Annotated in this window: 11 protein-coding genes; 3 read left to right on the forward strand and 8 right to left on the reverse strand. The window is 62.3% G+C overall.

The genetic code is table 11. From position 1 onward, the window contains the following. Positions 1 to 65: 65 nt before the first annotated feature. From mtnC to CWE17_RS07900, 4 genes are all read right to left on the reverse strand, one after another. Positions 66 to 806, reverse strand: coding sequence for an acireductone synthase (mtnC, locus tag CWE17_RS07885; RefSeq protein WP_370318294.1), 741 nt, complete (start codon positions 804 to 806; stop codon positions 66 to 68). Further along, on the reverse strand, positions 800 to 1,417 hold the full coding sequence (gene mtnB, locus CWE17_RS07890; protein WP_131456019.1) for a methylthioribulose 1-phosphate dehydratase: 618 nt from the start codon (positions 1,415 to 1,417) through the stop codon (positions 800 to 802). The genes mtnC and mtnB overlap by 7 nt, the downstream gene beginning before the upstream one ends. A 69-nt stretch (positions 1,418 to 1,486) precedes the next feature. Then, positions 1,487 to 2,356: a DNA-formamidopyrimidine glycosylase gene (locus tag CWE17_RS07895; RefSeq protein ID WP_131456021.1), complete on the reverse strand. Its 870-nt coding sequence runs from the start codon at positions 2,354 to 2,356 to the stop codon at positions 1,487 to 1,489. Positions 2,357 to 2,361: 5 nt separating this feature from the next. Further along, positions 2,362 to 2,571, reverse strand: a complete 210-nt coding sequence (locus tag CWE17_RS07900; protein ID WP_131456023.1) for a photosystem I reaction center subunit IV — start codon at positions 2,569 to 2,571, stop codon at positions 2,362 to 2,364. Between the two features lie 116 nt (positions 2,572 to 2,687). Between CWE17_RS07900 and CWE17_RS07905 the strand changes: the two genes are divergently transcribed. Continuing rightward, on the forward strand, positions 2,688 to 3,728 hold the full coding sequence (locus CWE17_RS07905) for a hypothetical protein (RefSeq protein ID WP_131456025.1): 1,041 nt from the start codon (positions 2,688 to 2,690) through the stop codon (positions 3,726 to 3,728). 42 nt (positions 3,729 to 3,770) lie between these two features. Then, positions 3,771 to 5,255 carry an ATP-dependent DNA helicase RecQ gene (locus CWE17_RS07910; RefSeq protein WP_131456027.1) on the forward strand — a complete coding sequence of 495 codons (1,485 nt, stop codon included), beginning with the start codon at positions 3,771 to 3,773 and terminating at the stop codon, positions 5,253 to 5,255. Positions 5,256 to 5,257: 2 nt separating this feature from the next. Here the strand turns inward: CWE17_RS07910 and CWE17_RS07915 are convergent, their stop codons facing one another. Together CWE17_RS07915 and CWE17_RS07920 are read right to left on the reverse strand one after the other, a co-directional pair. Next, complete coding sequence (locus tag CWE17_RS07915; protein WP_131456029.1) at positions 5,258 to 6,271, reverse strand: LysM peptidoglycan-binding domain-containing protein; 1,014 nt, start codon at positions 6,269 to 6,271, stop codon at positions 5,258 to 5,260. A gap of 57 nt (positions 6,272 to 6,328) precedes the next feature. Then, on the reverse strand, positions 6,329 to 7,729 hold the full coding sequence (locus tag CWE17_RS07920; RefSeq protein ID WP_131456031.1) for an aldehyde dehydrogenase family protein: 1,401 nt from the start codon (positions 7,727 to 7,729) through the stop codon (positions 6,329 to 6,331). Positions 7,730 to 7,842: 113 nt separating this feature from the next. On the opposite strand from CWE17_RS07920, the gene CWE17_RS07925 reads away from it, so the two are divergent. Next, positions 7,843 to 9,513, forward strand: coding sequence for an alpha-amylase family protein (locus CWE17_RS07925; RefSeq protein ID WP_131456033.1), 1,671 nt, complete (start codon positions 7,843 to 7,845; stop codon positions 9,511 to 9,513). A gap of 16 nt (positions 9,514 to 9,529) precedes the next feature. Here the strand turns inward: CWE17_RS07925 and CWE17_RS07930 are convergent, their stop codons facing one another. After that, positions 9,530 to 11,104, reverse strand: a complete 1,575-nt coding sequence (locus CWE17_RS07930; protein WP_131456035.1) for a glycerol-3-phosphate dehydrogenase/oxidase — start codon at positions 11,102 to 11,104, stop codon at positions 9,530 to 9,532. After that, complete coding sequence (gene glpK, locus CWE17_RS07935; RefSeq protein ID WP_131456037.1) at positions 11,101 to 12,624, reverse strand: glycerol kinase GlpK; 1,524 nt, start codon at positions 12,622 to 12,624, stop codon at positions 11,101 to 11,103. The genes CWE17_RS07930 and glpK overlap by 4 nt, the downstream gene beginning before the upstream one ends. Positions 12,625 to 12,678: the final 54 nt, after the last annotated feature.

A 12,678-nucleotide genomic window follows, 5' to 3' on the forward strand; every position in this document is an offset into this window, starting at 1 on the left:
AAGCCACCCGTAAGGGTGGCTTTTTTGTTGGCAGACTCCTCCACGCGCTACCGTTCGGTGAGGTCTTAGATCAACGCGTCGACTTGCTCAAGGGAGTGGATCACGCGATGTCCGCGAGGGTTTTGATCTGGATTGCCTGGCCTTAGGCTGAACAACACTTGCATGCCCGCTTTATGGGCGGCATCACATTCCACGCCGTTATCGCTGATGAAGGTGATCGATGCGGCTGGGATTTTGAGTTGATTGGCGATTTTCATGTAGCTGGTGGTCTCTTTTTTGCTGCCTGTGTGGGTGTCAAACCAACCGCTAAATAGCTCCCTTAGATCTCCCGAAGTCGTGTGTGCATAGAGCAGTTGTTGCGCTTTGATGCTGCCTGATGAATACACCGCTAGCTTTAAACCTTCTTTCGTCCAGCGCTTGAGCGAAGTGATTGTTTCTGGGTAAAGGTCGGCCTTGATGTCACCCTTCTGGAATCCCTCTGCCCAAAGGTGGCCTTGCAAATCTTTCAGGGATGTGGCTTTCCGATCGGTTTTAATCAATAGCTGCCAATAGTTTTCCAGTGCTTGTCGTTCTTGCAGATTTGAGGCTTTTGCCTCCTGCAGGATTGCTTGTGCAGTGTTGTCACGATCTTGCTCCCACTCCCGCCATGCTGCCATGGCAATGTCTTGAATGATCACCTCATCGCCATGCTCTGCAAGGAAAGACGAAAGGTGTGTTTGCGCATACGGGAAGAGAACGTCTGCGACAAATGTCACGGGGCAGGTTGTGCCTTCAATGTCGAGCAACAGGCATTCAGTCATCACCATCTCCCTAGCAGAAGGCTTTCGCGCCAGTGCAAATCCAGCAGGAACTCAAGGATCTCCACATGTCGACGTGCATCATTCAATGTCTTCCCCCAGGCGTATAGGCCGTGACCAGCGACAAGCAGTCCGTGCGCTTTTCCAGGCAGATGCTTTGAAGCCGTAGCGCTCAGTGACTTGAGATTTTGATCATTGGCAATGATCGGAACCGACACACTTGTGTCGTGCGTGTCGATGCCTTCGAGTCCTTTCAGCATCTCCCAGCCCTCGAGCCTGAGTGACCCAGATGCGGCGTGATGTTTGGACAAAAGAGTGGCTGCCGGTGAATGGGTGTGGAGAACTGATCCTGCGTTGCAATCGTGGATCACCTGAAGGTGCAACAACGTTTCAGCGCTTGCCTTTCCCTCTCCCTTCACCACGGTGCCTTGGGCGTCCACCTCAATCAGTTGGTCTGCCTGCACGAGCCCCTTGTCGACACCGCTTGGTGCCATCAAAAGGCGGAGTGGGCTGTGCTCAAGGACGACACTGAAATTTCCGCCGGTGCCATCACACCACCCCCGCTGATGAAGGGCATGAATGGTGTCCACGAGTTGCTGTGGGGGCGTTCTCAATGCCATCCGCTTGGGGGTACTTTCCAGTCCTAGTCGAGGGCGGAGCCATGCACAACATGGCACCATCTGCGCACCTCAGTGTTGACAGCCAGGGCACCAGTGGGTGCTGCGTCCTGCAAGTTTCTCGCGCTGAATCGTGCCCCCGCAGCGACTGCAACTCTGACCCGTGCGCCGATACACCGATGCTTGGCCGCCGTAGTTGCCGTTGACGCCTTCAAGATCGCGGAAGTCGCTGAACGTGGTCCCGCCGACCCCGATACTGATCTCCAGCACTTGCACCAGGGCATCGCGCAGTTGTTGTAATTGCTGCAGGCTCAGGCTCCCTGCACGAGTTTGTGGCGCGATTCCTGACGCGAACAGGCTTTCGTCGGCGTAGATATTGCCGGCTCCCGCCACCACGGCTTGATCCAGCAACGCTGCCTTGATCGATCGGCTTGAGCCTTTCAGCTTTTGCTTGAGGTAAGCCGCGCTGAATGCATCGTCAAAAGGCTCAGGCCCAAGGGTCTTGAGGCCCGTCATGACGTGTTCGGCGGGTTCACCTGGCGGTACCCACCACATCTCTCCAAAACTGCGAAGATCCACGAACCTGAGCTCTTGGCCCTCGGGATTCCAGAAGCGGACACGGGTGTGTCGGCAAGTGGATGATGGCTCTGGATGCCACTGAAACTGTCCGGTCATGCGGAGGTGCACACCCCAGAGACCGGCATCAGCTATGCCGTCTGTTGAGAGCTCCTGAGTGCTGGCATGGAGGTTGGCGATCAGGTACTTGCCCCGCCGTTTCCAAGCTCCAACACGGGTTCCCTGCAGGGCCTCAACAAACAAAGAGGGTCCACCAGGACTCGCAATGGCACGGTCCCGGCAGACCTCGACACTTTCAATAACGAATGATTCGAGACGACTCGCCAGTCCGCGGCGAACCGTCTCAACCTCTGGCAGTTCAGGCAAGGGCCTCAGGCGGGCTCGAGCTCGGCTTCTGCAAAGTTGTTGGTGTTGATTCCACCTTCGGAGCCGGAGATGCCGTTGTAGTTCACCTTCTCGAAGCGAACGACGACGGGATAGCGGATGCCAGAGGTGTCAATCGAGGCAACGGTGCCCACTTCGTTGAACCAGTAGGACTCGGGGCGCTTGATGCGCACCTTGTCACCGCGGGAGATCGCCATCGCTGCGGAGGGTCGGGATGCAAGGCGAGCGTATCGCCGTATGGGCGTGTGGATGCATGGAGCGTCACAGAATGTCGTTCGCCATGGCAGCATCCAGCCCCGTCTGTTCGTTTGCAGTGAGCTCTAGCCAGATTCCTGATCCCCCGGCTCTGGAGCTCGATCTCCCTGATCCTGAACGGGACGATCTCAGTACGCTCGAATTTCTGGCTCAGCTGGAGCAAGCCTGGGCCGTTTGCGATCGATTTGATCTCCAGACAGAGATCTGGCGTGGCCGCATTCTCCGGGCCGTCCGCGACCGCGAGAAGCGCGGTGGCGAAGGGCGCGGTGCTGGCTTTCTGCAGTGGTTAAGGGAGAGAGAGATCAGTAAGACCCGTGCCTACAGCCTGATTCAGCTGGCTGAATCAGCGGATGATCTGGTGGGTGGAGGACTGCTGCAGGCGGACAGCGTCAATCAGTTTTCCAAGCGGGCTTTTCTAGAAACGGCTCAGGCGGCCCCCGAGGTGCAGCTGATGATTTCAGAAGCGGCCAATGAGGGACAAGAGATCACTCGCAAGCAGGTGAGGCGCCTGACCGATGAGTTCACGGCGGCCACCAGCCCGTTGCTGCCGGAGGAGATCCGACAGCGGACTCAGGAGAATCTTCTGCCCCCCAAGCTGGTGGCTCCCCTGGTGAGGGAGCTGGCCAAGCTTCCGGAACCTCAGCAGGAGGATTTGCGCCGGGCGCTGCGGGATGAACCGGAACTAGACCGTGTCAAAGACGTTACGAGTACGGCCCGTTGGATTCATAAGGCGACTGAATCAGGGGTGGCCGTTCGCGCTTTTCAGCAGGGCGAGCTCGACCTGGAGAAGGCCATGCAGGAGGCGCAACGGCTTGACGCCCTTGGTTTGCTTGCGGATGCGGTGGGCCAGGCCCAGGCTCTGGAATCGGCCGTTTTGAAGCTCCATACCTCCTGGCGGCGTCTCGGTGGCCTGCAGGAGCGCCTCTGGGTTGAGAGTGGAAGCAGCACGCCCTATCTGCGCGATGTGCTTTCGGCTCTGCAGAGCCTCAGCGGTGCCACCCTGAGGGTCTCCTTGGGCGAACTGGCCGGAGGAAAGCGGGTGCGTTTGCAGCTGGTGGAGGAGTCGCCTGACCAGCTGGAGCCACCGGTCATCCCCTAGATCTGGCGGTGCCTAAGCTGAATCCGCCATCGGTGGTGTTGTTTGGATCCCCTGCTGGCATCGCTCAGGCAGCATTACGGATGGGATGCGTTCCGTCCTGGTCAACGTTCGGTCATCGAGGCTCTCCTGGATGGTCGCGATTCCCTTGTGGTGCTTCCCACCGGCGGCGGCAAATCGCTGTGTTACCAGTTGCCCGCTCTTGTTCGGGGCGGACTGGTCCTGGTGATCTCTCCCCTTGTGGCCCTGATGGACGATCAGGTGCGACAGCTGCGGGCGCGCGGCATTGCTGCAGCTTCGCTCCATGCCGGCGTGGATCCGGAAGCGCGCCGTCGCATGCAGCAGATGCTTGCCGACGGTGGGCTGCGCCTGCTTTATCTCGCTCCTGAACGTCTCCAGCACGACTGGGTGCGCCGTGTCGTTGCTGACTCCGCCAGGCAGGGGCGCTTGGTGGCTCTTGCGGTAGATGAGGCCCACTGCATCAGCGCCTGGGGCCATGACTTTCGACCGGACTATCGGCGTCTTGGGGAGGTTCGGGATCTCTGCCCGGGTGTGCCGGTGGTGGCCCTGAGCGCCACGGCAGCGCCCCAGGTCAGGGCTGACATTCTGCGCTTGCTGGCCCTGCAGAGGCCCCTGGTGCAGGTTGGTTCTGCGCGACGGGACAACTTGGTGTACACCATGCGCCGTCGCCCTAAAGAGCCCCTGCCCCAGGTGCTCGCCGCCCTGCAAGAGGCCCGTGGCGCCGCTTTGATCTACGCGCGTACCCGACGGTCAGTGGAGCGCTGGGCCGCTCGCCTCCGCGATGAGGGGATTGAAGCGATCTCGTATCACGCCGGTCTCGAGGTCGAGGCGCGCCAGCAGGCTCTCCATCATTTTCTTGAAGCGGATCGTCCCGTCCTGGTGGCCACAGTGGCCTTTGGGATGGGTGTGGATCGCGCCGATGTGGGTCTCGTCCTGCACCTCGACCTCCCCTCGACTCCTGAGGGGTATCTGCAGGAGTCAGGTCGAGCCGGGCGTGATGGTTTGCCGGCCCAGTGTTTGGTGCTCTTTTCCCCAGGAGATCGCACCAGCTTGGGGTGGGCGATGCAGGCCTCGTTGCGGCGGCAGAGCGGCTCTGACTACCCGCCTGAAGAACGCTGGCGTCTGGAGCAGGCGCAACGAAAGCTTCGGCGCATGGAAGCGGTGGCAGAGGGCGGGGACTGCCGCCAACAGGCGTTGCTGTTGGCGGTCGGTGAGCTCTCACCGCCTTGTGGTCGCTGTGATCGATGCCTCAGCAAGGGCTCCTTGGCCGACTGGTCAGAACAGGCCGTTGAGGTGTTGAAGGCATTGGACCAGGGGCAGGGGCATGACCTGCGCTCGCTCACGGAGGCTCTTTCAGAGCAGGAGCCTCAGCGTTGGGGCTGGCTGGCCAGACGGTTGGTGCAGGAGGAGCTGATTCAGGAAAGCGATGACGGCATCCAGCGTCTGTACCTCAGGGACAGTGGTCGCCGGTTTCTGCGGCAGCCCTGGCCCCTGCGCTTTGTGGCTTGAATTCAGCCTTTGCTGCTCTTGCAGCGGTCTTTCACCAGATCATCCTCAAAGCCACTCTGGGGTGCACTCCAGCTTTTCCAGGATCCATCGGCTCCGGTGACATTGATCTTGTTTGCGGCGCAATTGACGGCGATGTAGAGGGGCTTGCCATCGGAGTTGAGCGTGGGGGCTACATCGCTGCCACCCATCGACTGCCAGTTGGCCCAGTCCACCTGAAGCGGGCCATAGGTTCGCCAGTCGGCATCCTTGGGCTGCACGGATTTGCTGGTGGGTTTCGGCGAGGCTTTGGCCGTTTGAGTGGGCTTGGCTGTTTGAACCGGTCGCGCAGTTTCGACGGCTTTGGTTGTCTGACTCTTCGGAGTGGGTTGGGCTTTTGGAGCAGGTTGTGTGGCTTCGACGGTCTGTTTGCTGAGATTGGGTTTGGGTGTGGTTCCGCGAAGCATCAGCTTTGTGCCAACGGTCACTTTGTTGGGATCTGTCAGGTCGTTGAGCTGAATGAGGGTGGCCACGGGCACGTCATAGGCCTTGGCGATCTGGGTCAACGTTTGGCCGCTGGCCACGGTGTGGGCCGTGGCATTGGGATTGGCCTTGATCGCTACAGGCTTGGGTTTGGGGGCTTGTTTCGGTTTGGGCTTGGGCAACACAGCGTTGCTCGGCAGCTTCAGGGTTGCTCCAAGTTCAACGTGGTCTGCGCTGGGAAGGTTGTTGAGCGCGATCAGCGCCTTCTCGCTGACGCGGTAGCGATCGGCAATGCCGCTCAACGTGTCACCACTGCGCACGGTGTGGCGGCCAGATCCAGCAACCACGCGGGGTCCTGGGACTTGCAGCGTCTGCCCCACTTCCACATGGTTGGCATCCCGCAGCCCGTTCATGCGCATCAGAGCGCCAACGGAGATGCCGTAACGGTCTGCAATGTCGGAGAGGGTGTCGCCTGATTTGACGGTGACAGTGCCGGCGAAGCTCGGCAGCGGCAGCAGAACCGCCAGGGCCAGGGCGGCAATGGTGGTGCGGCGCATGCGTCTCGGTCGGCTGGGCGAACCATAAGGTGCCCAGCCGGCGATGCCAGTCCCGGATCAGCCGAGCAGTCGTTTGATCAGCCCTCGGCTGATGGCATAGGGCGGGTAACGCAGTCGTGCATCCAGCGCGAAGGAGCGCTTCAGCACAGCCCGTTCATGGGAAAAGGTCCGGAATCCCGCTTCCCCGTGATAGGCCCCCATTCCGCTAGCGCCTACGCCTCCGAAGGGCAGTTCGGGAACACCCACCTGCATCACCACATCGTTAAAACACACCCCACCAGAGCTGGTGCCCTGAAGCAGCATGGCCCTGTCTTGGGCCTCTCCTCCAAACAGATACAGCGCCAGCGGTTTCGGCTGCCGACGGATCCTTGTGATCGCCTCCGCGAGGTTGTCCACGCAGATCATGGGCAGCAGGGGGCCGAAGAGTTCGTCCTCCATCAGGGGATCGTCATCGCGATCCACCTGAATCACTGTTGGTGCCATTCGCAGGGTGTCCGCGTCGCTCTCACCACCGATCAGCACCTGTCCGCTCTGCCGAGCCCCCTCCAGCAGCGCATTGAGTCGTTGGAAGTGGCGGCCATGGATGAGATGGGCCAGATCAGGGGATTGCAGCGGCTGCTCTCCATAAAGCTCGAGGCGGGCTTGGGCCAGAGCTGCCAGTAGCGGCTCTCGAATGCTCGCTTGAACCAAGAGATGGTCGGGGGCGATGCAGGTCTGCCCTGCATTCAGCCCCTTGCCCCAGATCAGCCGTCTTGCAGTCACGGCCAGATCCGCTCCTTCAAGCACCACCGCCGGACTTTTCCCCCCCAGCTCAAGCGTCACAGGGGTGAGGTGCGGTGCCGCACCAGCAAGCACTCTGGCGCCAATGGCTCCACTTCCAGTGAAGAAGATGTGGTCGTATCCCTGATCAACGAGGGCGGCGGCGACTGGCCCTTCACCCTCCACCACCTGCACCACGTCCTGAGGGAAATAGCTGGGAAGTAAACGAGCGATCAGGGATGAGGTCGCCGGAGACTGCTCGGAGGGTTTAACCACAGCGGTGTTGCCAGCGGCGAGGGCACTGATCAGCGGCTGCAGAGTGAGATGGAAGGGATAATTCCAGGGGCCAATGATCAGCACGCAGCCCAGCGGCTCTCGGATGACCTCCGCTTTGCCCGGACGTTGCGCAAGGGGCACGGGCACGGGCCGAGGACGCATCCAGCGGCGCAGCTGGCGTCGGCAAAGTTTCAGCTCCTGCCGCAGGGCCAGGATCTCGACCATGCCCTCCAGCTCCGGTTTGCCCAGGTCTTGATGCAGGGCGGCAAGAATCTCGTCTTCGTGCTCCTCCAACAGAGTGGCGACTGCCTGCAGCTGACGGCGTCGCCAGCCTTCAGCGCGGGTGTCGCCCCTCTGCACTGGGGCGCGCAGGGCTGCCAGATCCGGTAGGGCCTGGCTCACCGGGACGGTTGAGCTGGTCATGGCTGGGGACGGACTGTCGTCATGCTCGCAACCTGCTTGCCGTTCTGTGGGCAGCGCTGGCGTGACGCCTCGCTCCAGCGCTACTACCAGTGAAGGAGAGACGGCGATGAGGCATGGAGCAGCCCTGGTGGAGCGGTGCTGTGATCTATCAGCTGATCGTGCGTAGCTACGCCGACGGCAACGGCGATGGCACGGGCGATCTCCAGGGCCTCGCATCGCGGCTGCCTTATCTGCGTTGGTTGGGTGTGGATGCCCTCTGGTTGACACCGATCTATCCATCACCCCTGCAGGACGGCGGTTACGACATCACCGATTTCAAGGAGATTCACCCCGACCTCGGAGATCTCGCCGCTTTCCATCGCTGTCTCACCGCAGCCCATTCCCAGGGGATCAAGGTGATCCTCGACCTGGTGCTCAATCACACCAGCACGCTGCATCCCTGGTTCCAACGCGCCCGCTGGGCACCGAAGGGAAGCCCGGAGCGGGAGGTCTACGTGTGGAGTGATGACCCGCAGCGCTACGCCGATGCGCCGGTGTTGTTTCGACACTTCGAGGCCTCCAACTGGGAATGGGACCCGGTGGCTGAGCAGTACTACCTGCATCGCTTCCTCCGCCATCAGCCAGACCTCAACTACGAGAACCCCCTTGTGCAGCAGGCGATGCTCGAGGTGGTGGACTTTTGGATCGAGCGGGGGGTGGATGGCTTCCGGCTCGATGCCGTGCCCTTTCTGTTTGAGCAGGAGGGATCCCGCTGTGAGGGCTTACCCCAGACCCATGCCTTTTTGAAGCTGTTGCGGCAGCGGGTGGAGCGGCATGGCCGTGATGTGCTTTTACTGGCTGAGGCGATTCAGCCAGTGGATGAGGCGGCGCCCTATCTGGCCGATGAGGAGCTGCATGGGGCGTTCAATTTCGTGCTGACAGCCCATCTCTTCGCCGCAATCGCCAGTGGCAGCACACGGGATCTTCGCCTCTGTCTCGAGGCCTCCCATCAGGCCGTTCCCGGATGTCGCTGGGCCCTGCCTCTGCGTAACCACGATGAGCTTTGGCTTGGCGATGGACACCTGGTGCCTGAGGAGCTGATCCAGTCGATCCGTACAGGACTGCATCAAGGGCAGGGGCATTGGCTCAACTGGGGCATCAATCGACGCTTGGCACCCCTGCTCAATGGTGACCCTGGGTCCAACCGGGTGCTGCACGCACTCCTCTACAGCCTTCCAGGCATGCCTTGCCTCTACTACGGCGATGAGCTGGGTATGGGTGACTGGCCCGGGTTGAGGGATCGTGACCCCAACCGAACGCCGATGGCTTGGACCCCTGCCCGCAACGGTGGATTTTCCACCGCTCCGGATCCTCTGCTGGTGCTGCCACCGATCACCGCTCCTGGATACGACTATCGGGTGGTGAATGTGGAGGTGCAAAAGCAACTGCCAGGTTCTCTGCTGAATTGGCATCGGCGGATGCTCACCTGCCGACGGCTGTTGCCTGCCTTGCGCAGTGGTGATTTCACCCTGCTCGACTGCGCACACCCTGCGGTGATCGTCTACAGCCGCTGCAGCGAGTCGATGACGGTGCTCGTCGCAGCCAATCTTTCTGCTGCTGGAGCCTCCTTCCGGCTGGATCTGAGTCGCTGGCTGGGCCAGCGCACGCGAGAGGTGCTCTGGGGCTGTGAGTTCCCTGAAGCGGGGCCCAACTGGTTTGTCTACCTCCCGGCCCACGGCTTCAGTTGGTGGTTGATCGGTGAGGTGGAAGAGATGCGTGACGATCTCGAACCGCAGGGCCTGTGACCGGGCCTGAGTGCTTTTAGAGCCTGAGGTCGATGGAGGGTTCGGCAAGGTTGCGGTTGGTGCGACTGTCTGCGAGCAATGACTGCACCTCAGGCACTAGGCGCTCGGCGTCCGCTTGATCCACCATGGCCAGGCGGCAGCGGCGCGCCAGCACATCGGTGACCGTGCGGGCGTGTTCCCGTTCGATCGCGTGCCGCAATTCGCCTCGACAAATTGGAATTACTTCGCTCAGGGGCCGCCGCTCAGCCGCAGGCCACCCGGCCAGAAGCTTGGGGGCTTCCAGTCCATGGTTGGCTTGAAGATGGGCGATCTGGCGCTGCCGCAGAGGGGTGTCCGGTAGGAGCTCTTCCAGCTGTTGCTGTTGCTCGCACAAGCGCTGCGGGGTGCGTTCCGGACTGCCATCAGCACCGAGCAAAGGCAGGGCAGTGGGCTCGGGAAGCGACTGCCCAAGCTGTTTCTCCACCGCCGCCAGGGTGTCGAGAGCCATGGGCCGGCAGGTGGTCCATTTGCCTCCCATCACGCTCACCAAGCCGCAGCTCAGCGTTTCCACCTCGTGTTCGCGAACTACGCGGCTGCTGCTGCGATTGGCTCCCGCGGGGCGCAACAGGGGGCGGCCGCCAGCCCAACTGCTGCTGACCCTGAGCTCGCTGAGGCAGGGAAACCAGCGCTGCACATACGACAGCAGATAGGCGTGTTCTTCAGTTGAAGGGGTCTGGGCCTGCTCGAGAGGGCAGGGGGTATCGGTCGTGCCGACGAGGGTGCGGCCGAAGAACGGCAGCATGAACAGAACCCGTCCGTCATCGGTGGCCGGTAGCAGTAGGCCGATGCCCTGCGGGCAGAGATCGGCTTCGAGCACCAGATGCACGCCTCGGCTCGTGAGCATGCGAGGCGGCAGGTCGGGATCGGCCATGTGGCGAATGGCATCCGCCTGGATGCCGGTGGCATTCACCACCACCTGGGCCTGCCAGCGTTCTTCGCGGCCATCGTCCCCCAGGCTGAGGACGGCGCAGATCCGACCTTGGCCATCACGCTCGAGTTGGGTGACTCGGCAGCCGGTGCGGATTTCGGCGCCGGCTTGTTCGGCAGTGAGGGCCAGAAGCAGATTGAGGCGGGCATCGTCGAACTGTCCATCGCTGTAGGCCACACCACCGTTCAGCTCTGGTTGCAGCCCAGGGAGGGCCTCACGCAGCTGTTGCGACGACAGCCAGCGACTGGAGCCAATGCCAGTTCGCCCCGCAAGGGCGTCGTAGAGGCCAAGGCCAACGCGGTAGTAGGCCTGGCCCAGCCGGTTGCTGGTGGGCAGGGCGAGTTCGAGCCGATGAGCCAGAAAGGGCGCCTGTCGCAACCAATGGCCCCGTTCAAGTAAGGCTTCGCGCACCAGGCGGAGCTGGGCGGGATCAGCTGTTTTGAAGGCCAGTTCCAGGTAGCGCACGCCACCGTGAAGCAATTTGGTGCTGCGGCAGCTGGTGCCACCGCCGAGGTCGGATGCCTCCAGTAGGGCCACCTTGAGGCCGCGGCGTATGGCCTCATAGGCCACGCTCGCACCGCTGGCGCCGCCACCGATCACGACAAGGTCGAAGGACTGGTTCATGCCTGGCCTCCTTGGCTCCAGTGCAGGCTGCGGAGTACGGCGTCATCCCAACGCTCACGCCAGCGGTTCCGTTGCGGGCCATCGATTTGAGGCATGAACACGCTGGCTCCATCCATGCGCTGCACCTGCAGGGCTCGAAGATCCCCCACGGCGCCGCACTCCACACCGGCCAGCAAGGCCACCCCCCTGGCGGTGCTCTCCAGGCTGGCCGGTCGGCGCACCCGCAGGCCCGTGCTGTCGGCCTGCGCCTGAAGAAGTGGATCGGAGGCTGCCGCTCCCCCGTCGACGGCTAGTTCGCCAAGCCCTTGCCCCAGGGCCGTTTCTGCCAGATGCACCAGGGTGGCCACCGATAGGGCGATCCCCTCGAGGGCGGCCCTGGCGATATGGCGCCGATCGCTGTCTCGGGTGAGGCCGATCAGCAGCCCCCTGGCTTCCGGGTCCCAATGGGGGGTGCCCCAGCCGGTGAAGGCTGGAACCAGCATCACGCCGGCGGCGGAGTCCACCTGGGCAGCCAGTGCATTGATCGCTTCGGCGCTATCGATGATCCCTAGGCCGTCGCGCAGCCATTGCACGACGGTGCCGGCATTGAAGAGGCTTCCCTCCAGGCAATAGGTGGGAGTGCCATCGGCATCGGTCCAGCCCAGCGTGGTGAGTAGGCCGGCATTCGAGCGGCGGATCACTGAGCCGGTGTTCACGACAAGAAAGGCTCCGGTGCCGTAGGTGCACTTGGCTTCCCCGGGATCCAGGCAGAGCTGGCCGAGGGTGGCGGCTTGTTGATCGCCAAGCAGGGCCTTGATCGGCACACCAGCGAAGGGCAGACCTTCGGTGATCGCGCCAAAGTTGCCGCGGCAGGGCACCAGCTCCGGTAATGCGGAAAGGGGCAGACTGGCTTGCTCGCAGAAGGCGTCCACCCACTGCCGTTGCTCCAGATCCATCAGCAAAGTGCGGCTGGCATTGCTCATATCGGAGTAGTGCCGCGTGCCCCCGCTCAGATGCCAGAGCAACCAGCTCTCCACGGTGCCGAAGCACAGGTCATGGCGAGAAGCGGCCGCATTGGCGGCCGCTTCATGCAGCATCAGCCAACGGATCTTGCTGGCGCTGAAGTAAGGATCGAGCAGCAGGCCGGTGCGTTGGCGCCACTCCGTCTCCAGTCCCTGCTGTTTCCATTGCCGGCATAGGTCGGCGGTGCGGCCGTCCTGCCAGACGAGGGCTGGTCCGCAGGGGGCGCCGTCGTTGCGCTGCCACAGCACGGTGGTTTCCCGCTGGTTGGTGATGCCGCAGCAGCTCACGGCCTTGCGTTGCTCGGGGCTGAGGGCCTTCTCTAGATCGGCCATCGCCTGGAGTTGGCTCTGCCAGATCAGCCTGGGATCCTGCTCCACCCAGCCATCAGCTGGGTAGTGAATCGCCAGAGGGGCTGAGGCGCTGGCGATCAGGTGGCCCTCGGAGTCAAAGAGAGCGGCCCTGGAGCTGCTGGTGCCCTGGTCCAGGGCCAGAAGGAGCGGCTTGTCTGCCATGGCCATGCCGTTTTCCAAGTGCTAGCGCCGAGGCAGAGCGCTGCAAAGCGGTCGTTTCGT

The sequence above is a fragment of the Synechococcus sp. BS56D genome, assembly GCF_004332405.1.
In the GTDB taxonomy this organism is placed as follows: domain Bacteria; phylum Cyanobacteriota; class Cyanobacteriia; order PCC-6307; family Cyanobiaceae; genus Synechococcus_C.

Excerpts from the sequence above, each read along its gene's own strand:
- mtnB (WP_131456019.1), bottom strand. The coding sequence starts at position 1,417 with ATGGCATTGAGAACGCCCCCACAGCAACTCGTGGACACCATTCATGCC.
- CWE17_RS07920 (WP_131456031.1), bottom strand. The coding sequence starts at position 7,729 with ATGACCAGCTCAACCGTCCCGGTGAGCCAGGCCCTACCGGATCTGGCA.
- CWE17_RS07925 (WP_131456033.1), top strand. The coding sequence starts at position 7,843 with ATGGAGCAGCCCTGGTGGAGCGGTGCTGTGATCTATCAGCTGATCGTG.
- CWE17_RS07930 (WP_131456035.1), bottom strand. The coding sequence starts at position 11,104 with ATGAACCAGTCCTTCGACCTTGTCGTGATCGGTGGCGGCGCCAGCGGT.
- glpK (WP_131456037.1), bottom strand. The coding sequence starts at position 12,624 with ATGGCCATGGCAGACAAGCCGCTCCTTCTGGCCCTGGACCAGGGCACC.
- CWE17_RS07900 (WP_131456023.1), bottom strand. The coding sequence starts at position 2,571 with ATGGCGATCTCCCGCGGTGACAAGGTGCGCATCAAGCGCCCCGAGTCC.
- mtnC (WP_370318294.1), bottom strand. The coding sequence starts at position 806 with ATGGTGATGACTGAATGCCTGTTGCTCGACATTGAAGGCACAACCTGC.
- CWE17_RS07915 (WP_131456029.1), bottom strand. The coding sequence starts at position 6,271 with ATGCGCCGCACCACCATTGCCGCCCTGGCCCTGGCGGTTCTGCTGCCG.